Origin of the sequence: Agarivorans sp. QJM3NY_25, assembly GCF_050870875.2 — a bacterium.
Lineage (GTDB): Bacteria > Pseudomonadota > Gammaproteobacteria > Enterobacterales > Celerinatantimonadaceae > Agarivorans.
Map to the genome: position 1 here is coordinate 1,564,950 of NZ_CP194041.2, position 25,750 is coordinate 1,590,699.

Below are 25,750 nucleotides of genomic sequence, written 5' to 3' on the forward strand. Positions count from 1 at the left end.
ATTTTTATAGCATAACTACTCTCTAAGCACCTGTAGGTGCTTAGTTTTATCAGCCTAATGAAGTAAGTGATTATGAGCAGAGATATCCACGAACATCGTATTCTAATTTTAGATTTTGGATCGCAATATACCCAATTGATCGCCCGCCGTATTCGTGAAATAGGGGTTTACTGTGAACTTTGGGGCTGGGATGTAGAAGAAGCCGACATTAGAGAATTTGCACCTAACGGTATCATCTTAGCGGGTGGGCCAGAGAGTGTCACAGAACATGATTCGCCTCGAGCCCCCGAGTATGTGTTTAGCGCTGGCGTTCCTGTATTAGGGATTTGTTATGGCATGCAAACAATGTCTGAGCAGCTTGGCGGGAAGGTGATTCAAGGTGAAGGTGAGCGGGAGTTTGGTTATGCTCAGGTTGAGGTTATTAGCCCATCACCTTTATTTAAAGCGATTGAAGACACGGTTGCCGATAATGGTAATGCCTTGTTAGATGTTTGGATGAGCCATGGCGATAAAGTTTCGGCTATTCCTGCAGGATTCACCACGATTGCGAAAACACCGAGCTGTGAATTTGCCGCGATGATGAATCAAGACAAGCAATTTTATGGCGTTCAGTTTCACCCTGAGGTGACTCACACTCGCCAAGGTTTACGGATGTTAGAACATTTTGTGAAAGATATCTGTGGCTGTGATGCTTTGTGGACTTCTGAATCGATCATTGAAAATGCGGTCGCAAAAATTAAGCAGCAAGTGGGTGATGATGAAGTTATTCTTGCGCTAAGTGGTGGCGTTGATTCCTCGGTTGTTGCCATGCTTATTCAGCGAGCCATTGGCGATAAACTTACTTGTGTGTTCGTGGATAACGGTTTATTGCGTTTGAACGAAGGCCAACAAGTAATGGATATGTTTGGCAATCACTTTGGTTTGAACATTATTCATGTGCAGGCACAAGATCGTTTCTTAGATGCGATGGCGGGTGAAAGTGACCCAGAGAAGAAGCGCAAAATTATCGGCCATGTTTTTATTGATGTTTTTGATGAAGAGTCGAAGAAACTAAAAAATGCCAAGTGGCTTGCCCAAGGTACGATTTACCCGGATGTGATCGAGTCTGCGGGTGCTAAAACCGGTAAGGCACATGTGATTAAATCTCACCATAACGTCGGTGGCTTACCCGATGATATGGAAATGGGCTTGGTTGAACCTTTGAAAGAGCTATTTAAAGACGAAGTGCGCAAAATTGGTCTGGAGCTAGGCTTACCCTACGACATGTTATACCGCCACCCATTCCCTGGGCCTGGTTTAGGGGTACGGGTACTCGGTGAGGTGAAGAAAGAGTACTGTGATCTATTGCGCCGTGCCGATGCTATTTTCATCGAAGAACTGCATAAACATGATTTATACAATAAGGTAAGCCAGGCTTTCACGGTATTCTTACCTGTGCGTTCAGTCGGTGTGATGGGCGATGGACGTAAGTACGATTGGGTTGTATCGCTGCGTGCTGTTGAGACTATCGATTTTATGACAGCACATTGGGCTCATTTACCCTATGACTTCCTTGGTCATGTGAGCAACCGAATTATCAATGAAGTAGATGGTATTTCTCGTGTGGTCTATGATATTTCGGGTAAACCGCCTGCGACGATTGAGTGGGAGTAGACTAAGTTATAAACAGTTAACTAGGTCTTTATAAATCAATGAAATGCCAGTCAGTAATACTGACTGGCATTTTTTATGGTGATTCTTACTCTTCAATCGTCGGCTTGGTAGCCTCTGCGAATTGCCTAGCGATAATTAGTGGAACTCTGTTTCAGCTTATTCACTTTTCGCATCAACCACCAAGCGAAAATGGTGGTTTATCAGAGAAGTGTGTTCAAACGTGGCTGTCTCGCCGTTTATCTTGAGCTTTCGAGTACCATCACATAGTGCATGAACATCATGTTGTTTCCAACACTGATTAAAGTCGGCTGACACGTTCTTCAATTCATCCTCTAAGGCTTTGATATCGCTATCGTGACTTGTATTAGCATGGTCACGACGACACTGGATAATATGTGGGGGTGCTTCCTCTTCCCTATGGAGAAAAATTTCCCGCAGAGCAGGGTTAGTAAAAAGCACTGGTAATAGATTACGTCTCTCGGAAGGGGGGCTCGAAACTAAACAGATGGTTCGCTGCATCGTTATAAGCAAGCACAACACACCGTTTTGCGTTTGATTTGAATATAATCATGTTGATTGGCTGGGGCATGTCTTGATGGTATGTTGCTGTGACAAGCTGAGCATGTGTACTTATCATTATCAACATAATGGGTTATTTTAATTGGCTTGTTTAAGCCCTTCTTATTTTCCGTGACCCAGCTCTAAGATTATTTTTTTTAATGCTTATTTCGTTTGTTTGTTGTTCGCGCCTTACTTTGTTGAGTCATATTTAGGGCATAAAAAAAGCCACTGCAATAGCAGTGGCTAAAAATTCTTTTTGACAGACAGGGTCAAAATTAGAAACAGGGAGTCAGCAAAAGGCTGACAAATGCAAACACAACATAGCAATCAAAGTAACTACAAATCCGGTATTTACTTAAAGGGGCCTGACGTAACACCCTGTATTATGGCGCTATGTCAGGCCCCTTCACTTGATTGCGTGTGCATAGTAGTCTGCAACTAGCCGTACAACAACAGATAATTTATAATGCAGAAAGATTAGAAAAACTTATCCGTTAATGGGGTGTAAATATGGCGCGTCGTTTGCCGCCTTTAAATGCTTTAAAAGCATTTGAGGCCGCCGCAAGGCACCTAAGCTTTACTCGTGCAGCTGAAGAACTATTTGTGACTCAAGCCGCTGTGAGTCACCAAATTAAAGCTTTGGAAGAATTTCTCGGCCTCAAATTGTTTCGTCGTAAAAATAGAGCCTTATTATTAACAGAAGAAGGACAAGGTTACTTCTTAGATATTAAAGATATTTTTATTTCGCTTACTGAAGCGACAGATCGCTTGTTGGCGCGAGGTGCCAAAGGGACGATCACAGTCAGCCTCCAGCCGAGTTTCGCGATCCAGTGGTTGGTACCGCGTCTATCTCAATTTAGTGAGATGCATCCAGACATTGATGTACGGATCAAGGCTGTTGATCTTTATGAGGGGTCCTTGAGTGAAGACGTTGATGTGGCGATTTATTATGGTCGAGGCAATTGGGCAGGCTTGCGAGCCGATAAGTTGCATACTGAGTATTTAGTGCCAGTGTGTTCACCAAGTTTATTAGTGGGAGATAAGGCGCTCACTAAACCAGAGGACTTACAATTTCATACCTTGTTACATGATACCGCTCGTCACGATTGGAAAGCCTGGTTTAAGTTAGTCGGCCTAAGACAAATGAATGTGAATCATGGGCCGATATTTTCTCACTCAACTATGGTGTTGCAAGCTGCGGTATACGGTCAAGGCGTGGCCTTGGGGCATAGTGTGTTGGCAAAGCCTGAAATAGAAGCTGGGCGTTTAGTATGTCCTTTTGAACAAGTTTTGTTGAGTAAGAATGCCTACTATATGGTGTGTAAGCCTAGTCAGGCAGAACAAGGGAAATTAGTTGCTTTTCGTGAGTGGATGATTTCGTTAGTGGAACATGAGCAGCAAGAATTCGTTAATGAAGGCTTGGTGGAAATATAAGAAAGGTTAGTCATGAAGCAATTCACTTGGCCATTTAGGGCCTTGGTCGCCGTGTCTGGTGCTTTTTGCGTGATTATGGGTGCAGGAGCCGCCCATGGTTTTAGTCGTTTTTTGGGCGCAGAGCAGCTGCAATGGATAAATACTGGCGTGTTTTATCAATTAGTTCACCTCGCGGCTGCATTGGCTGTGGTTCAGCGCCATCGATTAACGGCTCTGTTGTGGGTTGTCGGTGGTTGGTTGTTCGCGGGTAGCTTATACTGTTTAGCTTTTTTCGGTTCTAAGGTATTTGGGCCAATTACGCCTCTAGGTGGACTGATATTGATTATTGGTTGGTTATCTTTGGTTTGGTCTAGTAAGAATATGAGTTATGACAAATAGTATCATTTTATATTGTCGCACTGGTTTCGAGAGTGATTGTGCAGCAGAAATCCAGTTTCATGCGGAACAATTGGAATATTTTGGTTATGCCAAGGCTGCTGCAGAGTCTGGTTTTGTTGAGTTTAGCTGTTATCAAAATGAGCACACCATAAGCCTCTACCAAGCGATTGATTTTCGAAATTTGATTTTTGCACGTCACTGGTTTTTGGCTTTACTGGAACTGGAATTAGATGAGCGTAATCGGGTTGCATCGATATTGGCGATTGATCAGAAGTTACCACCTTGTGGCAGCTTGCGTTTGGAATATCCTGATACCAATGAAGGAAAATCTTTATCCGCATTTTGTAAGAAATTTACACGTCCCTTAGAGCATGCGCTGATAAAACACCAGTGGTTAAGTAAAACGCAGAACTTAAAGTTGCCTGCGATGCAATTGTTCTTTACGAGTGGAACCCATTGTTGGTTGGGTTATTCAGATACCCGTAACGGTAATCCGCAAGCGAATGGTATCTTACGACTCAAGTTTCCCAACCAAGCACCCAGTCGTTCGACCTTGAAGTTAGATGAAGCGTTTATGGTTTTGCTGAATGATCAAGAACGAGAACAATATTTAGAAAATGGTCAGCATGCGGTTGATTTAGGCGCCTGCCCCGGTGGATGGACCTATCAATTGGTGAGACGAAATATGTTCGTCGCAGCCGTTGATAATGGGCCAATGGCGCCGTCTTTGATGGAGACGGGTCAGGTACAGCACTTTCGTGAAGATGGTTTTAAGTTTCAGCCGGAACGCAACAATACTAGTTGGTTAGTCTGCGATATGGTTGAGAGACCAGCCAAGGTGGCTAGGTTGATGTTGAAATGGCTCGCTAATGGTTGGTGCCGTTATGCAATGTTTAATTTAAAATTGCCAATGAAGCAACGTTTTGCTGAAGTAAATCAAGATCTGAATATGTTACGTGAAGGTTTAGCCGAATTAGGATTTGAGTCTGAGGTGAGGGCTAAGCAGTTATATCATGATAGAGAAGAGATCACGGTATTTGCTCGAATTATTTGAGCTGAATTGGGACTCGTCAGAAATGTAAATATAAGCTATCTAATTGCGGTATAAAGGCAGTCTATGCTGCCTTTCATCGGTGCTCTGTGTCGCTTATAGGCGCTCTAAGATAGCTTGAGTGAATTCCTTCGTGCCTGCAATACCACCCAAGTCTCGAGTGGTTCTATCGCCGCTGGCAATCACATCTTTTACTGCGCTTAAAATGGCAGTGGCCTGCTTTTCCATACCCAAGTATTCGAGCATCTGAATACTCGCTAAAATAACCGAGGTGGGGTTGGCAATGTCTTGGTCAGCAATATCTGGGGCGCTACCATGAACGGCTTCAAAAATTGCGGCTTGTTCACCGATATTTGCGCCTGGAGCCATGCCCAGGCCGCCAACCAAACCTGCACAAAGGTCTGAAAGGATATCGCCAAATAGATTGGTTGTGACCATCACGTCGAAGCGCTCTGGGTACATCACTAAGTTCATACAAGCGGCATCAACAATCATCTCTTCCGATTCGATATCCGGATACTGCCGAGAAATTTCTCGAGCAACCTCTAGAAATAAGCCTGAGGTGGATTTCATGATGTTGGCTTTATGGATGGTGGTTACTTTCTTGCGGCCTTCTCGGCGAGCTAGTTCATAAGCAAATTTTACGATGCGCTCGGCACCTTCGCGAGTCACTATACTCATGGCTTCGGCGCTGTTGCCATCTTCGCTACGTTTTTGACCCAGGCCTGAGTACATCCCTTCGGTATTTTCACGTACGGTAATAATATCTATGTTTTCGTAACGTGCTTTAGTCCCAACAAATGAACGTACTGGGCGAATATTCGCATATAGGTCGAAGTGCTTACGCATAGAGACATTAATTGAAGTGAAGCCGGTTCCGACTGGCGTGGTTAATGGGCCTTTTAGGGCAATACCATTTTGTTCAATCAGTTGTAATGATTTTTCGGGTAATAGGCTGCCATCACTTTCTAATGCGGCGAGGCCCGCATTGGCATAATCATACTCGAAACCACAACCTGCTTTGTCCATTATTGCGATGGCGCTTTCGATAATACTTGGTCCAATACCATCTCCAGGTATGACGGTGATTCGTCTTGTTGACATATATCTTCCTAATTCGTAGGTATTTTTATTATCTAAATAAGGGGAGGAGGTAACACTCCGTGTTATTACCCGAGCGAATGGGTTCGGGCAACAATGAGTTTACAATTTTTTAACTGAATACTCAAAAATATTTAGTTTCCAACACTGATTATAGGTCAGATTTCGCCCCAAATAACAACATTTTGAATGCTGAAGAGATCTTATCTCGGTAGGTTTTGATTGGTTTTAATACAGTTTAGTTTAGCGCAGACTATTCTCTACAATTTACGCTGGTCTTGATTAGCAAGAAAATAATTATCGACGATCAACAGGCCTTGGGGTTATAACGTAATAGTTTCAATGAAAAACCAAGTTTTAAATCGGTTCTTAAGCTGAGCAATTTATGCGCGAGTTGTAGCTCATTAGCGTGCGCTTGAACTTTTGAGGCAAGCTTGTTATTGGTGCTGTTATCATCGAGAATCGCTTGGGTATCAGGATAATTTTTAAGTAGCGTTTGCGCACTTTTCTTACCAATACCGGGTACGCCTGCCACATTCACTCCATTGATGCCAACCAAGGCCCAATAATCGTTTAGTTGTTTGATCGCGATCCCAAACTTCTCTTCGACTTGCTCGATTGAAATATACTCCCGTCGAAAATAGTCATATAAACCGACACCAGCTGAGAGTAATGAGTAGTAGCCTTGATCAGTGGAAATAATGGTTACCGGGTAGTTAGCTGCAATTGCTTTACTGGCGAGCGTGGCACAAATGTCATCGGCCTCTTCGTTAGCCGCAAAGATTGAATCGATCCCCATATCTAATAGTTGGTCTTTTAATGTCTCCAATTGTTCAGCTAATAGCTCGGGCATTGGAGAGCGGTTTTGTTTGTATTGTGGATAAAGCTGCTCTCGCCAAGCCGAACGTTCGCCATCGAATACAGCGACAATATGGGAAGGCTGAAGGCTTGACACTATTCGTTTACAGGCGCTCGAGAGCGCCTGCTGAGTTGATTGACTTAATGAGTCGCGAGGGCTACGTTGCTGCTGAACCGCATAAATTCTACGGATTAAATTTAAAGCATCTATCACGACGAAGTGTTGACTCATTGAGGCAGTTCTCTGTCTTGTTTAATTTGATTTTTAGCGATTTTATAGCATGGCTCATAGTTGCTACCAGGTAATTTCATCCGCTGCTGTTTTACAAAATCTTGCAGTAGCTTATCTAGCATGTTCATTATTTCAGGATCACCATCGATAATGAATGGCCCATGCTCTTCGATTTGTTTTATACCTTCATCTTTTACATTACCACTCACGATGGCGGAGAACGCTCGTCGTAAATTTGCAGCTAATTCTTGGGGGGCTTGATCGTAGTGCAAATTTAACTTTTCTACGTTTTGATGAACAGGAAGAAAAGGATGTTGAAAGCTACTTTCTATTTTTAGGCTCCAGTTGAAGGAATAGGCATCACCAATCGCACGTCGATAGTCTTGAATCTTGGACATCGATGATTTGACGACTTGCGCGGCACTTGCAGGGTCGTCGATAATAATTTGATAGTGTTTCTGTGCTTCGATACCGAGAGTTTTGCCGATGAATTTGTCAATGCTTCTAAAATAAGCTTCACTAGATCTAGGTCCGGTGAGGACGATTGGTAAGGGCTGACGAGCATTTTCCGGATGCATCATAATGCCAAGTATATACAGTAATTCTTCAGCGGTTCCCGCACCACCGGGGAAGATAACGATGGCGTGGCCCATTCGAACAAATGCTTCTAAGCGTTTCTCTATATCGGGTAGAATGACAAGCTCATTAACAATGGGGTTTGGTGGTTCGGCTGCGATGATGCTGGGCTCCGTTAAACCAATGTAACGACCGTTGTTTACTCGTTGTTTGGCATGTCCGACAGTGGCACCTTTCATTGGACCTTCCATTGCTCCAGGGCCACAGCCAGTGCAGATGTTTAATTCTCGCAATCCCAATTGGCTTCCCATCTCTCGAGTATATTGATACTCGTTTTCGTTGATCGAATGTCCGCCCCAGCAAACGACTAAGTTTGGTTCAATTCCAGGGTGAATCACTCGAGCATTACGTAGCATGGAAAAAACTAAATGGGTGATATGTGGTGATTGATTAAAATCTAAATAAGAGAGTTTTTGGATTTCATTAGAAACATACAAAATATCACGTAAAACGCTAAATAGGTGTTCTTGAATACCGCGGATAATTTCGCCATCCACAAATGCTTCTTCTGGTGCATTGATTAACTCGAGTTTTACGCCACGTTCCCTACTAAGGACTTTAATGTCAAAGTTTCGATAGCGTTCTAAAATCTCACGGCTGCTGTCGGTTTTACTTCCCGAATTGAGTACCGCAAGGCTGCAGTTTCGGTATAGGAGATAAATATCTTTAGAGGCACTTAAAGCAAGTTGGTCGACTTCTAGTTGTGATAACAAGTTCATGCTACCAACAGGATTTATATGGGTAATCATCAACACCTCACGTCTATTTCAGGTTACTTTACCATAACAGTATAACGTGAGGAGTGGTGTTAGCTGATACTTATTTCGTATTACTTCATAAATAACTAGTTGATTAAGTTGACTTTGTCACGACCACTGCTTTTTGACTCGTATAAAGCTTGGTCTGCACGCTCGAATGCATCAAGCGGTTTATCGCTATCTTTAAAAAGGGTTGCACCAATAGAAACTGTAATTGAAACCTGTTTTTCTTTAAATCGAAAGGGCAGGGTCTTAATCTGTTCGCGAATATTGTCAAGTGGCACCATCACTGCGTCAGGTGAGATATTCGGCATCAATAAAACGAATTCTTCACCGCCAAAACGAGCTAAAAAGTCGGTATCTCGCAGGCTATTCTGCAACGCTCTGGCGATCACTTTGAGTGCTTTATCACCAGCCATATGGCCAAACTGATCATTAATTGATTTAAAGTGGTCAATATCAATAATAGCCATGCCCAAATTATAACCATAACGCTTCCAGCGTTTGTACTCGAGCTCTAAACGTTCGTCTAAGGCTGCTCGGTTGTATACTTGAGTGAGACTATCGATGAACAATTTATGTTTGTGAGCATTGAGTCGCTTTTTATACTCTTGAGTTTCTTCTCGAACCAAACGAAGCTTTAATTCAACTTCACCAAGTTCGTTCAATAACTCAGTCGTTCGTTGCTCTAGTTGTTCTTTTTCTTTGAATACGTCGGTAATCTGAATTAAGCGATTTTGGATTGAATGCTTTAAACTATCTAAGTTACTGCTAGAGCGTACTTCCGCACCGAGCTCTAGTATACGGTCTTTTAATACGCTGTTATTTTGCTGCTGATTTTGATGGATTGACTTAGATTGACTTAGCGAGTCGACAAACTGATCGTGGGCACCGCCTAAACTTTCGTTTAAAGAGTATAAAAACTCTTGAGCGGCTTTACGTTCTTCACGACTACCTTCGATGATGAGTTGAATCACATTGATACACAAGCTAGGCAAGTCGCTAGGTTCTATACCTACTAATAAGTCAGAACGTATCTGTGCCAGTTTGTCACCGACTTCACCGCTATAATCTAGTTCGGTGATCAAACGTTGTAAATCATCACAAATGCGAGTGTGTAAACGACTATCTAAAATACTTTCTTTCGGCTTTACAGCGGTAACATTTTCATTACTGGTGTGAACTCCGCCTATTGAAGGTTTATTGAGTAGCGCTTGATAATAATAATTGAGTAACTGTTCGATACGAGCCTGATTATCGCTGTGAGAATAAGCTGGACTCTGCTCTAAAAAATCAGTCAGTTTGCGGCGTAATTGAGGAGGTAAACCATTAATTCGTTTAAGTGATTCCCCCGACGTTTTGATAATTCGTTGGTTGTGAGCGAGGACCGTTTTTAAGGTCTTACTATGTTGTTTAAATAGGCCATCTAATTCGTTTTGATATTGCGAAATAGTTGACAAGTCGTCATTACTCTCAACATCCTTGATTAGTTGCTGTAGTTTATTATCAAGTTGTTCATCTAAGCCATAACAAATTTTAGAAAGGCTTGAAATTAGTTGGCTTATTGATTTCTTTTCCATTCTAACCTTTGCCTCTTGGCCTAAAACATTCTGGGTGGAGTTTTCTATATTGTTTCTCACCAACGCGAGGCGTTTCTTAATCGTGATGATATCGCTCATCGTTTAAACCAACACATCCTAGTATGCCTAATAACTGCGATTAGCATAACACGAGATCTACGACAACTATAGTTGTTGGGTCTGCAAATGTTAAGGCAAATAGTCATCTATACCTACCAATTGATTATGCTCTTATCAGTGGATGAATTCACTTTTACTAAGCCCTTGCTTATTGCCTGTTTTACATCTTGTCTTATATCACTACAGAAAAATGCAGCATGTGAACCTTTCATTGCTGTTAACTCTACCCAGTGGTTCTGTTGCGTGTGAGCCGATAGTTGTTGAGCTCCCTCTAAAGCGAGCCATAAAACTTCGGTCATTCCGCTATCGTCAATTGCATCTTCGGCTTTAGTTAAAAATGGGGCAATACAAGTGCCAATCGAAATTATCAACTTAAGCTTTTGCTTTATAGCATATCTTTCTGCTTCATCAACCACCATTCTGCAAATTTGTTCAGCGGATAGTTGCTTCAAAGAGAGGCAAATGAGTAGCTGATGATCGTTGATATGTCCTAACTGATAATCTTTATCAAACTGAGTTATCAGCGCTTCAATCACATTTTTGTTGAATTTCCTACGAAGTTTAAACCCTAAGCTGTGTTGGCCAACGGTGCTGAGATGCTCAATAGATATCAGCAACAGAACTTGCGGTGATTGCGTTGATGAGAGATGTTGCTTGCGTAAATATTGTAAGGGGCTATCGCTGTTGGCTAGTTGTTGCCAACCTGTAATGGGATGCTGGTTCAGCTGTTGGTTTAGATGCCTCACTAAGGCTTTTCTTGATAACAGTTTCTGCCTAGTGATTAAGAATAAAAATAATATCATCACTGCAAAAACGCAGACTAAGACTAAGACCAGTTGCTGAAAGCTACTTTGTTGCTGTATTAAGGCTTTTTCTTTGGTCAGATCGGATAACTGTTGGGCTTGTTCAATATACTGATAGTGTTGCTTAAATTGTTCACGTTTTAGCTCGTTACTTATCTGTTGATATTGTTGGTTTAAGCTGTGGTAAATTTTAAATTCTTCTAAGGCGAGGGCGTAATTACCATTTTGCTCGTAGGCTTCGGTGAGTAACTTGTATACTTTGCTATGGCTATTCGATAAGCCAATGGTGTTGGCTAAAGCTTCGGCTTTTTCTAGTTGTAAAATAGCTAAGCCACTCTCATGGTTGTTGATATGTAATTCGCCTAACAGTAGTAAGCTATGTAACAATTTACTGGGTTGATTTAATCGAGTAAATAATTGTCTAGCGATTTGTAGATGAACTAAAGCTGGCGTGTAGTCTGTGAATTCCATATAGGTGCTGCCTAGGCGCAGTTCAATGTCGGCCAATAGCGGTAAGTTATGATTGGCCTTTGCTATTTCTTTTGCATTTAGATAGTGCACCAGAGCTGCGTCATTGTCCTTGGCGAGCTTGGTCATATCCGCTAGTTTAGTTATTTCTTCAGCCTGTAGATCGAGATTATTGAGACTTGCGGCATCATCGATGGCATCCTGTTGAAACTGCTGAGCGATAACCAGCTCACCTTGCTCCAAATAGACCTGTGCCATATTGGCTTTGAGTTTGCTGTTGAGTAGCAAGGCTTCATTATTGTGGATGTCTTGATCATCTAACTCCGCCTCTGTTAGGTGATTGAGCGCTAATTCAGGCTGTTTATTTAACAAATAATAATCTGCCAGTAAGGCTTCAGACCACGCCCTGAGTATCGGTGATTTACTGGTATAAGCCTCTTCCTTCGCTTTTAATAGATGGTTTTTGGCTTCGTTATTTTTACCTTGGTTTTGGTAGTAAAGCGCTTGCACTTTTTGTAGTTGAAAGCGCATGTTAGATAAGGGGAAGATCTTTAGTTTTTCGATACCAGCTTGTGCTAAAGCGATATAATCTTGTGCCTGTATTGCCCATTTGGGGTCACTACTCATGGCGAGTGCTGCAATAATATAGGCTTGAGTTAAATGGGTTGGCTGTTGTTTTGCTAAGCGAATGGCGTGATGAATATAGACCTGAGCTTGTTGTGGATTATTGGTGCGGTAGGCACATAAAGCGGCAATTTGATAGCGGAGTATGTCGATTGTACCTGTTGTTACCGTTTGCTCAGTGGTCGTCTCCTGTTGGTTCAGTGTTTTCGCTAAATGTTCTAGGCAATTCCTAGGGTTGGCTATCAGCTGTTGGCGTAACGGTTCTAATGTTTTAGGAACATTGATAAAGCCATTTTCATAGGCCCAGCTATTGGTAGAAAACGGCCCGCAGAGTAATACAAGGGCAAACCATAAATACGATTTTAGCGAGAAATTGGGCATTATATTACTGGCGAATTAAGCGCCAATTTCCTAGTTTTGTGCTTGCTAGGGGATCATCGCTGCGCATTGGATTAATATCTAAGCCGCCACGCCGCGTATATCTGGCATAGACTGTGAGCGTCTTGGGCTGGCAATAATGTTTTAGGTCGGTGAAAATTCTTTCAACACATTGCTCATGAAATTCATTATGTTGGCGGAATGAGACTAGATATTTTAATAAGGCTTGCTGATTGATTTTAGGCCCTTGGTAATCGATATATAAACTTGCCCAATCTGGTTGATTGGTTACCAAACAGTTAGACTTGAGCAAGTGGCTGTTAAGTGATTCATGTACGATAAGATTAGGATCTGCGGCACCTTCAAGTAAAGAAGGATCGAGTTGATAACTTAAAATTTTAATATCATCTTGCTGGTCGATATTTAGACCCGGTATCGGGCGAGTGTCGAAGGTGCTATCAATGTTGCTCAGTATTACTTCTACTTCACCTTCGGCGCATTGCGCTAGATCGCGTCTTAGTACTTTTTCAACGGCAGAAAAGTTGGCAAAGTGGCTCTGGTTAAAGCTATTGAGATATAACTTGAATGATTTTGATTCGATCAAACATCGAGAGCTAGCCATTATTTTCACTTCAGCGACGGCTACGGTTGGAAGTCCATTCTCATTTAGCCACGAGAGTTCGTAGAGGTTCCATAAGTCATATCCCGAAAAGGGCAGTGTTTGCGCTTCTACAATATTTAATTGTTGACGATTTAATTGGCGTGGTACGCCTTGTAACAGTTGCGGTGAATAATGACTAATGTAGTCGGTCGGTTTACCGAGACTTAATCGCTTTTTTAGCTGTTCAGTGGTGTTTACAGGCTGTTTTGTCATGGTTTTATTCGATCGAATTGGTTAGGCTTAGTTTATCTTAAATCGAAACGAAACACATCAATGAGCAGTACGATATCCTCACCACTGGCCTCTATTTATGCGAAGTTTGAACAGCAATGGCAAAATTCGAGCTACCCTAAACTCGATTATGATGAACAATGGCTTTCACCATGTATTCTAAGCTCTCCTCAACAACAGCAAGTCGATTGGCGCCCGGTTGTTCGGAAAATAGCTGCAGATTTTAGTGGTATCGAAACGGCTTTAGAATTGACACTACATCCAAGTATTAAATCTTTTTATGGCGATTATTATGCCTCAAGTCTGGTAGTTAATTTTCAAAATAATCGCATTGAATTAGTTCAACCGTGGAATGAGCAAGATTTCGAGCTATTGTTGGAAAATATGATAGGTCATTTACTCATGCAGCGTCGTTTAAAGCAGCCTCCAACGGTATTTATTGCGACAACTGATGACGAAATGCAAATCGTGAGTATTGATAATAATAGCGGTGAAGTGTTACTTGAGCAGTTAGGTAAGGGGGTTGAGCGCGTGCTGGCGAGCACGCTTGATGAGTTTTTAGAGCAATTGAGCTTAGCGGACTAAGATTTAAAATCCCAAGAGATATTCGATACCAAGCGGCAGCGTTCGCATTTAAAGTCTAAAATATCGTGTAGGTTTTCTGTTAATCGCCATGGCTGGTTGCAGCTGGGACAGTGACGTTGGCTTTCGGCTAATAAGCTGTCGCCGCCGACGCGATATAAATATAAGTAGGTCGGGGTCTTCGTTAAGTATTCTAGGCGCTTGCATAAATCTGAGCCGCGTTGAAATAAGCGGCTATGGGTACTACTTATTTCTTGTATAGCACTGAACTCCAATATACTGCCATTCATTTGCAATTGGTCGCAAGCAGACCAGTCTTCTTGCCATTTTATCAACTGTCGATGGTCACCATTTGCAACGGCAGGAAAGTGATAAAGGGGCATCGGTGTAAAGTGTTCTCCACAACGCAGCGGAGAACAGGTTTGTAAATAATTGGTATAGAGAATTTTCCACGAGGGGCTAAGGCAATTGTCGCTGTCATCGGCATTAATGTCGCGGCCTAATATTTTTACTTTGGGGCTGAGTAAACTTGCTTCGCTTAGGGCCTGTTTGGCGTGTTTGACCTGCTGACTCTGATAGTTTTCTTGTAGACTATCGACTTCTGGACAAAGCACTCGGACACTAAATACGGCATCTTTTAAGACTATTGGAAATTCTCGACCAATGATCTGACCGTTATAGCGCCAGCAATCAAGTAGTTGGTTAATTGCTTTTTCTGCTTGGCTAATGGTGGTATCAGCAAAGCATTCTAGCTCTATGATTGCGAGATACATCTTAGGATTTTGACTCAAGTTGATTAATACGAGTGACTAACAGCGCAAGCTGCGATTCTAAATGCGTGATACGCTGCTCCAATGATTGTCGCTCGCTTTTGTTAGTCGTTACGGGCTGCTCTATGGTGAGTTGCTTGATGATAGTCGGATCTCGTTTATAGGCATTCAATGCGGCGATAACGACTGGCATGGGTTGGCGAACACTGAGCCGAGCTTTAATCAGCGCTAAGCTGGGTTGCTTATTCTCGTCAATCAGGGATTTGATAGCTAATAGAACGATATTTTGTGACATCTTGATGGACCTTAGTGGCTGGTAGCAGGTTGGTAACTTCGCACTAACTGTTGAATCGCTGCTTGTAAATTGGTGCTGTTGTTGGGATCCCTCAATTGGGCGAGAACGAAGCTGCGTAACGAAGGAATAAACACCAGATCAGCAAAGATTTGCTGAAATAATTGGTCATCTTGTTGTGTTGCGAGAGCCTCAAGAAATATTCTGAGCTGGTGTGGTTGTTCTAAAACACGCCATAAGCGACCAGCAATGGCAATAAAGCTATGGATTGACTGGGCAGCTCCGAGCTGAGCGTTGAGGGCTTTGTTCACTATGCTGGGAACGGTACAACCCGCTAAGGCTCGAAGGTAAAGGCTCGCTAAATTCTCATCTCTTGTCAAAGTTAGAGTGTGCTGTTGTGCAATCACGTGACTGAGTTGTTGATCGATACTGGCGTGTTCCAGTAACTCTAGAGTTTTGTTTGCGACTTCCATTGGTAAGTGAGGGAAAGCCTTTGCCAGTAGTTTACTATTATCATCTCTATCGAGCCGAGCAACAATATCGGCGAGCCCCTGTAGAGCTAGCTGCGGCCATTTATCCCAAGCGGAGCCTTGTAAGTAGCCCCGTACTGACGGGTAATGTTTGGAAGGTGGCAGTGCGCAATGCTTTTTATAGAGCGCATTAAAATAAGCCAATTTTTCTTCAATCGGCTTAAAAATGTACTGGTTATTTGCTAAAGCTTGTTGTTGCTGTTGATTGGGTTGTTGGTCAAGCTGTTGCCCCAAGGCTTCAATCACCAATTGAATAAACTGGTCACGTGCCCCGAGTTGTATGAAACCTTGTTCATCAACCGGGAATTGTAAAAACCAGATATAGGGGGTATTGGCTTGCTGCTTTTGCCAAAAACATAAAGCAAATCGAGCTTGCTGTTGAATTGGCGCGGGGTAGGGTAAGTCATTAGTTTCAACTTTTTGGAAATCTTGATTATCAATCTGCTGAATTTGTCTGCCCATTTCATAGACGCGTAGTTCACTGCCGGAAAGCAACAGGATGTCACTTAGTGTGTTTGTATTATTCATAACTTAAGATTAGTTTTTGTTTTGAGTTGACGCAGTTGGCCTCAGTATCCACATTTATCTTCTTGAGAGCAATTATTGGGGAAGCTTTAGCTTATGCAGCGTTAAGCTGCCGTTCACCAGTAAGCAATGTTATAATCGCGGCTTTTAAGATTAACATTGTATGCGTTTTAAGATCAGAGAGCAGTTATTCGCCATTGAGCGCTGCTTAAAGAAAAATCAATGTTGGCAAGATTTACCGCCTCATCCCGATTTATTACAAAGCACTCAACCATTTTGTGTAGATACACTCAACTTAGAGCAGTGGCTACAGTTTATTTTGCTGCCTCGGCTGCATACTTTATTGGATGAAGGTCGCCCGCTGCCTCGCCGCATTGCTATCACGCCCTATGCCGAAGAGGCATTGAAACACTCTCCAAAGGACAATCGTGATTTGTTGTTGCTTTTGAGCCTATTTGATCAGAGTTTTAACGATGACTGAAAACCTAGATTTAAACACAGAGCTGGTTGAAGCGATCCCTTGTGAATTGACCGTGTTATATCAAGATGAGCACTATGTTGCGATATATAAACCAGCAGGCTTATTGGTTCATCGTAGTTGGATAGCTAAAGAAGCCACTCAATTTGCGCTGCAAATTTTACGCGATCAATTGGGTCATTATGTTTACCCGGTACACCGACTCGACCGTCCTACCTGTGGAGTTTTGGTGATGGCAACCTCTTCGGAGGCAGCAAAAAAATTGGCAGAGCAGTTCGCCAGTCACCGAGTATATAAAGAGTACTTAGCGGTGGTTAGAGGTTATGTGGAAGGCGAGCATCAGTTGGATTACCCATTAAAAGAAAAGCACGACAAGATGGTCGATGGAAGGGCCCAACAGGATAAACCAGCTCAGTCGGCCTTTACCTGTTATCGTGGTTTAGCTCAGGTCGAGTTACCTTACCCGAGTGGAAAATTTGCAACATCACGATATAGTTTGTTGAGTTTGAAACCTAGAACAGGAAGAAAGCACCAACTGCGTCGGCATATGCATCACCTGAGTCACCATATTATTGGTGACACCACCTATGGTGATGGGCGACATAATCGACTGTTTAAAAGCTTAGGGCACCCAGGGCTTTGGTTGATTTCTAAGCAAATTGGTTTTGTGCATCCTTATTCTGCTAAAGATATTCTGATAGAGAGTCCCCTTCCTGAGCGCTGGATTAAGCTATTTAAGCTGATGTCTTGGAATTAGTTCCATTATTATGTGTGATACATATCACAAAATGGAAAGCTTTTTTGAACCATGAAAGGGTTTTCATTGTCGCGTAATAAAATTACCACCTTTAGGGTTTTACTTTAACTTTTAGTTATAAATTTGGTTATTTGACTACTGAAAGGGTTTTCAATGTGCTTGAAAACATTTTCAAGTGTTTTGTCGCTGACAGTCTTCAACGTGATCTAACGCAAGATTTATCGCTAAATACCTTGTTTTCAAGCCATTTTCATAAAAATTAAACTGTGATCCAGTTCAAGGTTGCGAGGGATCCTGCTCCCTATAATCCTCCTCAGTTAGCGGTTATAAGCACACTTACAAATGCGCCGTTAGCGCTTACCGTTCAAGGTAAGGGATGAGTATACAAAAGGAAAAGGATTAGATTATGAAACTGAAAACACTTGCTGTAGCAGTCGCTGCCGCAACAATTTCTTCAAGCGCCTTCGCAGTTGATTTTCACGGTTATATGCGTTCAGGTATTGGCCTTGGTGCCGATGGAGGCCAAAGCTGTTCTGTTAGCAAAACTTACGTTGGTCGTTTAGGTAATGAATGTGACACCTACGCAGAATTAATTCTAGGCCAAGAGCTATATAGTAAAGGCGGAGTTAAATTTGATTTTGGTAGCAATCTTGCTTATACATCTAACCAAAATAATGACTGGGAAGGGACGAAGACAGGTACTGGTAATAATGAGGATGGTGATACAGATATCGCCATTCGTGAAATGAACGTTGTTGCAAAAGGCGTTCTACCTTTCGCTCCTGACGCTTCTGTCTGGGCGGGTAAACGTTTCTATAAACGTAACGATATTCATATTCTTGACTTTTATTACTGGGATGTTTCAGGTCCAGGTGCAGGGATTGAAGATATCCCAGTGGGCCCTGGTAATCTGAGTTTTGCCTGGACTCGCAGTGATCGTCAAGAAGGCTTTGTAACTAAGGCAAGTCATGATAGCAACGGTGATTATGTAGAAGGTACAGGTTCTGCTCGTAACCAAAACTTGTTTGATGTTCGCTATACAGGCTTGTCGATCGGTGGTTCGAATACCCTTGACTTTGGTGTAACTTACGCTTATGTCAATACGACTGAAGCGCAAGACGCAGAAAATAAGGGTGAAAAATCAGGTGTAATGTTAACCTCGCAGTTGACCACTGGTATTGCTGGCGGCTTTAACAAATTTGTGGTTCAGTATGGTACAGAAGGTTACGCACATGCCCTTCGTTACACTGGTGGTGGTAACTGGTATGGTTCTGAGAACAGTGGTCATGGTGGTAAGGCATATCGTGTAATTGATCATGGTGTGGTTACCTTTGGTAAGTCTGTAGATTTGGCTTACGCGGCTGTTTATGCTTCTTATGATCGCGATGATTTTGCCAGCAGCCATAATTACTGGAATGCAGTTGTGCGCCCAAGTTATAAATGGAGCGATTATCACAAAACTATTCTAGAGTATGGTTACTATGATGCCGATGATGATTCATGGGGTAAATCTAAAAACAGTAAGTTGACTTTAGCGCAAGCGATCTCCGCGGGTCCTGGTTTCTGGGCTCGTCCTGAAATCCGCTTATTTGGTTCTTATGTGAAAGACCATGAAAATGATAGCTTAGCTAAAGGTAAAAACAACGAGTTTGAATACGGTGTACAAGTGGAAGCTTGGTGGTAAGGCTTAGCCGATACACTATAGTTCAAACAAACTGATATTTTATCTAGCCAGACCCTCAAAAACATATTATTTTGAGGGTCTTTTTGTTTATTTAAGGGAGTCTCTTGTGCGACATAATTGGTTTTGGATAGTAGTGGCCGCATTGGTCTTGAGTGCATGTTCCTCTAATAATGGACTTAAAGGATTGAATGTAAGTGGTGGTAGTGGTGACTATTACTATAGTCCTCAAGTTTCAAATCAACTTTTGGATTCTGCTGCTTTATGTTGCAATTCCTTAGCGGATATTGATTATAAAACTGTAGACTTTAATTATTTAGCTGATGAAGTGCTTGGGAAAGGGAGTCCTGCGTTTAATTTCGATAGTGGGAAAAGTTTTTTTCTAGCTTATAAAATTCCAAACAGTAGCACAGACTTTCCAATTACGGTGTCGAGTTATATTCGTGAATCGTTATTTGCCCCAAAAGTCGTACTATTAAATAGTAATTTTGAAGTCACACGCGTGGTTCCTGGAAAGAATTTTATTTATAAACCAGCAAGAGGCTTTAGCCGCGACCGCTTGACCTCTAGTTTTTCGATCCGCCGAGCGGCTCTCCCGCAAGAAAAGGAAGAATACTTACTTATTTATACGACGGATGCCTTAAAAACGGGCAAAACTCAGATCACGCATCCAGCCAAGGTGGAGGCAGAAGCAAGAGGCAATGATATCCCTCAGATCCCTGATCCGATGCTTCCCAATGTAGCAACAGGTGTGGTTGAGGTTCAGTTTAATGTCGCAGAAAATTCGCTTAACTGGTTATCTGGACCTTTATTTAGTAGTTCCAGCTCAAATGCAACTCCCGCAGTGGCTGTTCAAGCGAATCAGGAAGCGGTTGTTAGTCAGTCTGCGGTTGGTGAGCCAGTTATTCGTGACCATCGCAGTAAGCGCCATTCTGGAATGTTGGCCGAAACCGAACTATTTTATAATCAGTTGATCCAAAAAATGGTGACTGACGGTCATATTGAAAAGGCCTTACAATTGGTTGAAGAAGCCGAATATGCTGGCTCTCAGACGGCTCGTGATACTTTTATTAAAGCAGTTAAAAATTAATAATATTCATTTATGTGGATATCGTGAGTGAGCCTAGCTCGGTTTATCGCAAAGAAACTTTTCATCTCGCTTATTGCTAAAGGCCACCGATATATGGTGGCCTTTATTTTGAGTGAGTAAAATTCCTGTTTAGCTTACCACCAGGCTTCCGCTTGTAGACCAAAAGTTAATTCATCTTTAGAGCTTGTGTCACGGGAGATCCGTTGATCAGACTTAGCGTAAGTGGCAAATGCACGTAACGCTGGGCGGGCAAATACACTTGGGCCTGCTTGCCATTGCTGCGCGAGTGTTACCTTCGCGAGTTTATTGTCTTGTTCACCGTTGGCTTTTGCCACATCTTGGAATTCAACGACGTCGTAACCCACGTCGAGGATAGTCGATAAGTGATTATTCCAGTTGTATTGTGGGCGAACACCAACCGTGAATAATGAAGATCCCTGTTGGTCGTCCTTATCGTAGTTCTCGTAGTTAACCACGTAAGTAAGGGCCAGATTCTGCTCAGAAAAGCTGAGCATACCGTGGTTCAGTATCCGGTAATAGCTGGCTTGGTTTGAGCTGGTTTCTTTATAGTTGAATCCGCTAAGTTGACCAAAAGCTCCAATTTTCGCCATTGCGTCCGTCGCATAGGTGATAGAGAGTTGATTAAAGCCACCAAAGAAGTTTTCTTGAGTATGTTCTGCAAGAATGAAGAGTCCACTGTTTTCAAAATTATGGTTGGGCTGTTGACCTGCGAAGTCTTGACCTTGTTGGTCGCTGTATGCACCGTAAATTGTAGCAATACCTAAGTAACCATCTCGATTGGTTTGAATACCATCTAAACGTAAATCAATATTGTTACCTGAGTAATTTTCTAATCCTTCATCATTTACAATGGGTTGTTGTTTGTTGGTGAAATAAGCTTCTTCTGTATTGCGGATCCATGCGGCAGAAAGTTTTGCAAAACCAAGGTCTATATTTTCTATCCCTCCACCAGCTCCGGCATTTGCTAAGTAGTAGTAATCGATTTGATGCACGTCTCGACGTTGGTAATAACGTTTTCCGGCCCAGATGTTTGCACCAGCCAATGATTCGATCATATTTTCACCGGCAACATACATTTCGCGAGTCGCGGGGGCTTCAGCTTCCCAATCTTTTTCTTGGGCAACTGAATAAGCGAAGAGAGTATTCACCGACATCTTTTGGTTACCTTCTTCCCAAGCATTGGCTTTTAAACCTATTTCTGCATAGGTTTCGCATTCGTTGCCTAAGCGGTGTTTGTAGGGCGAGCCATCGGCTTGAAAGCACATTTGATCGCCTCCGGAACCAGTTGCACCAATGCCTGATCGCATATAACCGTGAAACTCCGGATTAATCGCAAAGGTTTGAGAGGATATTGTTGCAGCTGCCAAAGCAAGAGATAGTGTTTTTAACTTCATTGAGTGGACCTTGTATTTTAAATAGTTAATGACGACACGCCAGCATCCTGCGCTGAATTTTTGATCCATTGTAAAATAATATGTCGAAATACATTGTCTCAGTAGTTTGTAAATTTGTCTTGAGATCTTGCTCACACAAATAATATGAAAATCCTTTCAGTGCTGATAAATTCAAATTTTTTTGGTCATTTAATTTTTATTTTTGATTTAAAATAGATTTTTATATTAAATTTTTAGGTTTTTACTGGCGAGCTGTAGTGCCTTAGAACTCATTGATAATCGTACTTTGTTACCAAAAAAAGCTAATTTATCAACAAGGTATAAAGTCGTTACAAACTGTTACAAAATGAGGGCTTTAACTTGTTCTAAATCGCATTTTTTTGAAACGTATGCCCCTACACTTACGCCCAGAAATCGCGATAAACAATTTAGCGGTGACTTTGAAGTAAATATTTAATCTGGTAATAAGTTGGTCGTATCGTCAATTTATTACCAAGGCTATATTTTGTACAACAAACAGCCCTTTAGGAGCTTACTATGTTTAAAAATTTGTTTGCGCAAGCGCAAAAGGTAGGTAAAGCATTGATGCTACCCGTATCAGTGTTACCGGTTGCGGGTATTTTGCTAGGGGTTGGCGCAGCTGACTTTAGCTGGATGCCTCACATCATATCGCAACTCATGATGAATGCAGGTGATGCTGTATTCGGTAATATGGCGTTGCTATTCGCTGTGGGTGTTGCTCTTGGTTTTACCAATAACGATGGTGTTGCTGCGTTAGCATCTATTGTTGGCTTTTACATTATGTCCAAAACACTAACTGTTATGGCAGTGGTTATGGGCGTTGATTCTATTAATACAGGTGTGCTCGGCGGTATCCTATCAGGTGGCGTCGCAGCTTGGGCCTTTAACCGTTTCTTCCGACTCCAGCTTCCAGCGTATTTAGGCTTCTTTGCTGGTAAACGTAGTGTGCCGATTATCACTGGTTTCCTAACCATATTTTTAGGTGTTGCGCTTGCGTTTATTTGGCCTCCTATTGGAAATGGCATTGCGGTATTCTCTCATTGGGCGGCAGAACAAAATCCAACATTAGCCTTTGGCATTTACGGCATCGTTGAGCGTTCACTCATTCCATTCGGTCTTCACCATGTTTGGAACGTTCCATTTTTCTTCGAAGCGGGAACTTGTACGACAGCTTCCGGTGAGATTGCTCACGGTGTATTGACTTGTTACCTACAGGCCGATGAAGCGTCACGTGTCGCTGGTAACGGTTTTGGTCAGTTAGCGGGTGGCTACTTGTTCAAAATGTACGGTTTACCTGCAGCGGCTATTGCGATTTGGCATGCTGCTAAACCAGAAAACCGCGCTAAAGTTGGTGGTATTATGGTGTCTGCGGCATTGACATCATTTCTAACTGGTATCACCGAACCAATTGAGTTTGCATTCCTATTTGTTGCGCCATTGTTATATGCGATTCACGCGCTGTTAGCTGGTTTTGCTTTTGTTATTACTAATAGCTTAGGCATGGTTCATGGTACTTCTTTCTCACATGGTTTAATTGATTTCATCGTGTTATCAAGTAACGCTCAGAAACTTTGGTTATTCCCTGTTGTGGGTATCTGCTATGCAGCTCTTTACTATGTTGTATTCCGTGTTGTGATCGCTAAATTTGACCTGAAAACTCCGGGTCGTGAAGACGAAGACAGCGCTGAGATTGGCGTTATATCTGAAGATAAAATGTCTCAAAGTTTAGTGGATGCTTTTGGCGGTAAAGACAACATCGTTAGCTTAGATGCATGTATTACTCGCTTACGTATTCAAGTAAAATCGGTTGAGTCGGTTAATCAGCCGGCACTGAAATCCTTAGGTGCTGCTGGTGTGGTGATCGCGGGCCAAGGTGTTCAAGCCATTTTTGGTACTAAATCTGATAACCTAAAAACTGACATGGAAAGTTATTTAAAAACGGTATAAGTTTTTAAATATCTAGAAAAGGAGGCTTAGGCCTCCTTTTTATTTGATAATAAAAAGTACGTTTTGTTGGTGGTACGACCCTAACTTAAAAGACTAGGCTTCATTGTGTGTTCGTCGGCTATGAATACCAGCGATCGCTATTAGATATCATCGGTTTATTCTTTAGTACTAGAGAAGTGAATTTAAGCTTGGTTGTAGACATGACGAATGGTGCAGCTCTGCTAATACCAATCTGATTCATGATATGAGCAACTAATTGTGCTGATAACGAGGCATGAAGTGCAGCCATGAGTAGCGCTAATTGTAAGATGCATAACCTAGTTTGCGGTGATTTGGGCAGTAACAACGAACAGATAATGAGTTAGATTGGTATTAGTCGATAAACTCGTTAATATTTTTATTTCAGCCTAATATGCAAAACGCCCGATGGAAGTGCATCGAGCGTTTATATTGAAATAAGTGCCAAGCGATAATATTAGGGGAGTTAATATTTATTGCTTAAAGTCTTTCTAACTTAGCTTCAATTTCAGCAATTTTGCTACTCACTACTTTTTCCAGATGTCGCAGCTCTGCCAGCACTTGCTGTTTGGTATCTTTTTCCTGTTGATCTCGGCGGGTGATTTTGTCTAATTCTTCAACAATAAAGCGCAGGTTGGTGTTGATTTCAGAGACATCTTTATAGGTACCACGTCCACCATCCACTAATACGGTTTTCTTTTGGCGAGGGTATTTAAACTTAACACTGCGTGTTAAAAAATCACCTTTTTCTTTATGGAAGTATATTTTTAGTGTGTCAGACATCGCTTCTTGGCGAAGGCTGTAACGCTCTATATCTGCTGGGTTGGTGATGCCAATACTTTTTAGATTGTCGTACATAGATTTTCCTTCATAACAAATCGCTAAACTGAAGACTGGAACAGCTGCCACCGCAACATACTGCAGAGCCTGTTATTAGCAGCATAGCGCATTAGAGATCAGAAGGAATCTGAAATAAGTGGTTTTTTGAATTTGATGATGAAATATTTAGATGCAACCAAATGGCTGAGCGCCGCTTGGTTGCATGATGGCTTAGTTATGGGCGTGCAGCGCTTCATTTAGCGCAATTGCTGTTTTATTGGTTAGGCACTCGATGGCACCACTGATACTATTACGGCGGAATAATAGGTCTGATTTACCTGCTAATTCACGGGCCTTAACGGTTCCAAGTGATTGTTTGTTTTCATCGATTAAGATGACTTTGGTTCCTGCTGTAATATATAGGCCTGATTCGATGGTACAGCGGTCACCCAAGGGGATACCTGTTCCGGCATTCGCACCAATTAGTGATTCTTCTCCTACCGCAATCACCATGTTACCGCCGCCAGAGAGGGTACCCATAGTTGAGCAACCACCACCAAGGTCGGAGCCTTTGCCAACAAATACACCAGCAGATATCCGCCCTTCAATCATGCTGGTGCCGGCGGTTCCCGCATTAAAGTTGCAGAAACCCTCATGCATGACGGTTGTGCCTTCACCAAGATAGGCTCCCAAGCGTACCCGAGAGGTCGCAGCGATACGTACCCCATTCGGCACAACGTAATCGGTCATTTTAGGGAACTTATCCACTGAACTAACTTGCAGTAATTCGCCTTTGGCTCGTGCTTCCAATTGGCGAGCCGGTAGCTCGCTTAAGTCGATAGCGCCTTGATTAGTCCATGCAACATTTGGCAATACAGCAAAGATACCACTTAAGTCAGTCCCATGTGGTTTGACTAAACGATGCGACAGCAAATGCAGCTTTAGATAGGCTTCTGGAGTGGACTCGGCTGCACTATCTTCCTCGAGTAAACACAATACACGAGATTGCTGGCTACTGGCTAAAGCTTCTAAGGCACTCACTTGTGCGTTTAGGCCCAAGGATTTAGCATTGTTCAGTAGGCTAGTCATTGCTGCGTCATCAAGCTCTATTACTTGTTTTCCCGAGGTATAATTGAGCCCCTTGGTCAATTCACATACTTCTGCTTTGCTTGGGTGTAATACAGGGCTTGGGTAAAAAACTTCTAGCCATTGGCCATTTGCGTTTTTACTGCCAACGCCAATGGCGTAACTAAAAAAGTCTTTAGACATGATTGTCTCCATTTATTGTTTGAGTCTGC

General features: G+C 42.3%; 23 protein-coding genes. 10 read left to right on the forward strand and 13 right to left on the reverse strand.

All coding sequences use genetic code 11. The features are described 5' to 3' along the window. Positions 1-72 precede the first annotated feature (72 nt). On the forward strand, positions 73-1,653 hold the full coding sequence (gene guaA, locus ACRRSW_RS07225) for a glutamine-hydrolyzing GMP synthase (protein WP_432458987.1): 1,581 nt from the start codon (positions 73-75) through the stop codon (positions 1,651-1,653). Positions 1,654-1,809: 156 nt separating this feature from the next. Here guaA and ACRRSW_RS07230 read toward each other — a convergent pair whose 3' ends face one another. Beyond that, positions 1,810-2,172 (reverse strand): MmyB family transcriptional regulator, encoded by a 363-nt coding sequence (locus ACRRSW_RS07230; protein ID WP_432458988.1) that lies wholly within the window; start codon positions 2,170-2,172, stop codon positions 1,810-1,812. 552 nt (positions 2,173-2,724) lie between these two features. On the opposite strand from ACRRSW_RS07230, the gene ACRRSW_RS07235 reads away from it, so the two are divergent. Genes ACRRSW_RS07235 through rlmM form a run of 3 tightly spaced genes read left to right on the forward strand, consistent with a single transcriptional unit; the run spans position 2,725 to position 5,080 of the window. Then, positions 2,725-3,648: a transcriptional regulator GcvA gene (locus ACRRSW_RS07235; protein ID WP_432453875.1), complete on the forward strand. Its 924-nt coding sequence runs from the start codon at positions 2,725-2,727 to the stop codon at positions 3,646-3,648. A gap of 12 nt (positions 3,649-3,660) precedes the next feature. Further along, entirely contained in the window at positions 3,661-4,026 is a 366-nt protein-coding gene (locus tag ACRRSW_RS07240; RefSeq protein ID WP_432453874.1) for a DUF423 domain-containing protein, read from the forward strand. Continuing rightward, positions 4,016-5,080 carry a 23S rRNA (cytidine(2498)-2'-O)-methyltransferase RlmM gene (gene rlmM, locus ACRRSW_RS07245; protein WP_432458989.1) on the forward strand — a complete coding sequence of 355 codons (1,065 nt, stop codon included), beginning with the start codon at positions 4,016-4,018 and terminating at the stop codon, positions 5,078-5,080. The genes ACRRSW_RS07240 and rlmM overlap by 11 nt, the downstream gene beginning before the upstream one ends. Before the next feature lie 93 nt (positions 5,081-5,173). Here rlmM and ACRRSW_RS07250 read toward each other — a convergent pair whose 3' ends face one another. From ACRRSW_RS07250 to queF, 6 genes are all read right to left on the reverse strand, one after another. Then, a complete protein-coding gene (locus tag ACRRSW_RS07250; RefSeq protein ID WP_432458990.1) occupies positions 5,174-6,181 on the reverse strand; it encodes an isocitrate dehydrogenase in 1,008 nt (335 codons plus the stop codon). A 304-nt stretch (positions 6,182-6,485) separates the two neighbouring features. Then, complete coding sequence (xni, locus tag ACRRSW_RS07255) at positions 6,486-7,268, reverse strand: flap endonuclease Xni (protein WP_432453871.1); 783 nt, start codon at positions 7,266-7,268, stop codon at positions 6,486-6,488. Beyond that, positions 7,265-8,653 (reverse strand): nucleotide 5'-monophosphate nucleosidase PpnN, encoded by a 1,389-nt coding sequence (gene ppnN, locus ACRRSW_RS07260; protein ID WP_432458991.1) that lies wholly within the window; start codon positions 8,651-8,653, stop codon positions 7,265-7,267. Before ppnN ends, xni begins: the two co-directional genes overlap by 4 nt. Positions 8,654-8,748: 95 nt before the next feature. Further along, positions 8,749-10,341 (reverse strand): GGDEF domain-containing protein, encoded by a 1,593-nt coding sequence (locus ACRRSW_RS07265; protein WP_432458992.1) that lies wholly within the window; start codon positions 10,339-10,341, stop codon positions 8,749-8,751. A 113-nt stretch (positions 10,342-10,454) separates the two neighbouring features. Continuing rightward, positions 10,455-12,638 carry a tetratricopeptide repeat protein gene (locus tag ACRRSW_RS07270; RefSeq protein ID WP_432458993.1) on the reverse strand — a complete coding sequence of 728 codons (2,184 nt, stop codon included), beginning with the start codon at positions 12,636-12,638 and terminating at the stop codon, positions 10,455-10,457. A gap of 4 nt (positions 12,639-12,642) precedes the next feature. Further along, positions 12,643-13,509: an NADPH-dependent 7-cyano-7-deazaguanine reductase QueF gene (gene queF / locus ACRRSW_RS07275; protein ID WP_432458994.1), complete on the reverse strand. Its 867-nt coding sequence runs from the start codon at positions 13,507-13,509 to the stop codon at positions 12,643-12,645. 60 nt (positions 13,510-13,569) lie between these two features. Between queF and syd the strand changes: the two genes are divergently transcribed. Further along, entirely contained in the window at positions 13,570-14,112 is a 543-nt protein-coding gene (gene syd, locus ACRRSW_RS07280) for a SecY-interacting protein (RefSeq protein WP_432458995.1), read from the forward strand. Here the strand turns inward: syd and ACRRSW_RS07285 are convergent. From ACRRSW_RS07285 to ACRRSW_RS07295, 3 genes are read right to left on the reverse strand one after another with little or no spacing between them, the layout of a single operon-like run. After that, positions 14,109-14,882 carry a Zn-ribbon-containing protein gene (locus ACRRSW_RS07285; RefSeq protein WP_432458996.1) on the reverse strand — a complete coding sequence of 258 codons (774 nt, stop codon included), beginning with the start codon at positions 14,880-14,882 and terminating at the stop codon, positions 14,109-14,111. The two genes, syd and ACRRSW_RS07285, sit on opposite strands and share 4 nt — an antisense overlap. 1 nt (position 14,883) lies before the next feature. Beyond that, complete coding sequence (locus tag ACRRSW_RS07290) at positions 14,884-15,174, reverse strand: hypothetical protein (protein ID WP_432453864.1); 291 nt, start codon at positions 15,172-15,174, stop codon at positions 14,884-14,886. Between the two features lie 11 nt (positions 15,175-15,185). Then, positions 15,186-16,229: a DUF3549 family protein gene (locus tag ACRRSW_RS07295; protein ID WP_432458997.1), complete on the reverse strand. Its 1,044-nt coding sequence runs from the start codon at positions 16,227-16,229 to the stop codon at positions 15,186-15,188. A 160-nt stretch (positions 16,230-16,389) separates the two neighbouring features. Here ACRRSW_RS07295 and ACRRSW_RS07300 point away from each other — a divergent pair, with 160 nt between their 5' ends. From ACRRSW_RS07300 to ACRRSW_RS07315, 4 genes are all read left to right on the forward strand, one after another. Next, entirely contained in the window at positions 16,390-16,707 is a 318-nt protein-coding gene (locus ACRRSW_RS07300; RefSeq protein WP_432458998.1) for a YqcC family protein, read from the forward strand. Further along, on the forward strand, positions 16,700-17,461 hold the full coding sequence (gene truC, locus ACRRSW_RS07305) for a tRNA pseudouridine(65) synthase TruC (RefSeq protein ID WP_432458999.1): 762 nt from the start codon (positions 16,700-16,702) through the stop codon (positions 17,459-17,461). Before ACRRSW_RS07300 ends, truC begins: the two co-directional genes overlap by 8 nt. A 406-nt stretch (positions 17,462-17,867) precedes the next feature. Beyond that, complete coding sequence (locus ACRRSW_RS07310; protein ID WP_432453860.1) at positions 17,868-19,145, forward strand: maltoporin; 1,278 nt, start codon at positions 17,868-17,870, stop codon at positions 19,143-19,145. A 106-nt stretch (positions 19,146-19,251) separates the two neighbouring features. Then, positions 19,252-20,232, forward strand: coding sequence for a MalM family protein (locus ACRRSW_RS07315; protein WP_432453859.1), 981 nt, complete (start codon positions 19,252-19,254; stop codon positions 20,230-20,232). A gap of 134 nt (positions 20,233-20,366) precedes the next feature. Here ACRRSW_RS07315 and lamB read toward each other — a convergent pair whose 3' ends face one another. Continuing rightward, positions 20,367-21,647: a maltoporin LamB gene (gene lamB / locus ACRRSW_RS07320; RefSeq protein ID WP_432453858.1), complete on the reverse strand. Its 1,281-nt coding sequence runs from the start codon at positions 21,645-21,647 to the stop codon at positions 20,367-20,369. A gap of 537 nt (positions 21,648-22,184) precedes the next feature. On the opposite strand from lamB, the gene ptsG reads away from it, so the two are divergent. Beyond that, positions 22,185-23,615 carry a PTS glucose transporter subunit IIBC gene (ptsG, locus tag ACRRSW_RS07325; RefSeq protein ID WP_432453857.1) on the forward strand — a complete coding sequence of 477 codons (1,431 nt, stop codon included), beginning with the start codon at positions 22,185-22,187 and terminating at the stop codon, positions 23,613-23,615. Positions 23,616-24,113: 498 nt separating this feature from the next. On the opposite strand, the gene ACRRSW_RS07330 is transcribed toward ptsG, so the two are convergent. Continuing rightward, a complete protein-coding gene (locus tag ACRRSW_RS07330) occupies positions 24,114-24,491 on the reverse strand; it encodes a DUF3461 family protein (RefSeq protein ID WP_432453856.1) in 378 nt (125 codons plus the stop codon). A 192-nt stretch (positions 24,492-24,683) separates the two neighbouring features. Further along, positions 24,684-25,721: a 2,3,4,5-tetrahydropyridine-2,6-dicarboxylate N-succinyltransferase gene (gene dapD, locus ACRRSW_RS07335; RefSeq protein WP_432459000.1), complete on the reverse strand. Its 1,038-nt coding sequence runs from the start codon at positions 25,719-25,721 to the stop codon at positions 24,684-24,686. Positions 25,722-25,750: the final 29 nt, after the last annotated feature.

Coding starts and splice junctions, on each gene's coding strand:
- guaA (WP_432458987.1), top strand. CDS start 73: ATGAGCAGAGATATCCACGAACATCGTATTCTAATTTTAGATTTTGGA.
- ACRRSW_RS07230 (WP_432458988.1), bottom strand. CDS start 2,172: ATGCAGCGAACCATCTGTTTAGTTTCGAGCCCCCCTTCCGAGAGACGT.
- ACRRSW_RS07235 (WP_432453875.1), top strand. CDS start 2,725: ATGGCGCGTCGTTTGCCGCCTTTAAATGCTTTAAAAGCATTTGAGGCC.
- ACRRSW_RS07240 (WP_432453874.1), top strand. CDS start 3,661: ATGAAGCAATTCACTTGGCCATTTAGGGCCTTGGTCGCCGTGTCTGGT.
- rlmM (WP_432458989.1), top strand. CDS start 4,016: ATGACAAATAGTATCATTTTATATTGTCGCACTGGTTTCGAGAGTGAT.
- ACRRSW_RS07250 (WP_432458990.1), bottom strand. CDS start 6,181: ATGTCAACAAGACGAATCACCGTCATACCTGGAGATGGTATTGGACCA.
- xni (WP_432453871.1), bottom strand. CDS start 7,268: ATGAGTCAACACTTCGTCGTGATAGATGCTTTAAATTTAATCCGTAGA.
- ppnN (WP_432458991.1), bottom strand. CDS start 8,653: ATGATTACCCATATAAATCCTGTTGGTAGCATGAACTTGTTATCACAA.
- ACRRSW_RS07265 (WP_432458992.1), bottom strand. CDS start 10,341: ATGAGCGATATCATCACGATTAAGAAACGCCTCGCGTTGGTGAGAAAC.
- ACRRSW_RS07270 (WP_432458993.1), bottom strand. CDS start 12,638: ATGCCCAATTTCTCGCTAAAATCGTATTTATGGTTTGCCCTTGTATTA.
- queF (WP_432458994.1), bottom strand. CDS start 13,509: ATGACAAAACAGCCTGTAAACACCACTGAACAGCTAAAAAAGCGATTA.
- syd (WP_432458995.1), top strand. CDS start 13,570: ATGAGCAGTACGATATCCTCACCACTGGCCTCTATTTATGCGAAGTTT.
- ACRRSW_RS07285 (WP_432458996.1), bottom strand. CDS start 14,882: ATGTATCTCGCAATCATAGAGCTAGAATGCTTTGCTGATACCACCATT.
- ACRRSW_RS07290 (WP_432453864.1), bottom strand. CDS start 15,174: ATGTCACAAAATATCGTTCTATTAGCTATCAAATCCCTGATTGACGAG.
- ACRRSW_RS07295 (WP_432458997.1), bottom strand. CDS start 16,229: ATGAATAATACAAACACACTAAGTGACATCCTGTTGCTTTCCGGCAGT.
- ACRRSW_RS07300 (WP_432458998.1), top strand. CDS start 16,390: ATGCGTTTTAAGATCAGAGAGCAGTTATTCGCCATTGAGCGCTGCTTA.
- truC (WP_432458999.1), top strand. CDS start 16,700: ATGACTGAAAACCTAGATTTAAACACAGAGCTGGTTGAAGCGATCCCT.
- ACRRSW_RS07310 (WP_432453860.1), top strand. CDS start 17,868: ATGAAACTGAAAACACTTGCTGTAGCAGTCGCTGCCGCAACAATTTCT.
- lamB (WP_432453858.1), bottom strand. CDS start 21,647: ATGAAGTTAAAAACACTATCTCTTGCTTTGGCAGCTGCAACAATATCC.
- ptsG (WP_432453857.1), top strand. CDS start 22,185: ATGTTTAAAAATTTGTTTGCGCAAGCGCAAAAGGTAGGTAAAGCATTG.
- ACRRSW_RS07330 (WP_432453856.1), bottom strand. CDS start 24,491: ATGTACGACAATCTAAAAAGTATTGGCATCACCAACCCAGCAGATATA.
- dapD (WP_432459000.1), bottom strand. CDS start 25,721: ATGTCTAAAGACTTTTTTAGTTACGCCATTGGCGTTGGCAGTAAAAAC.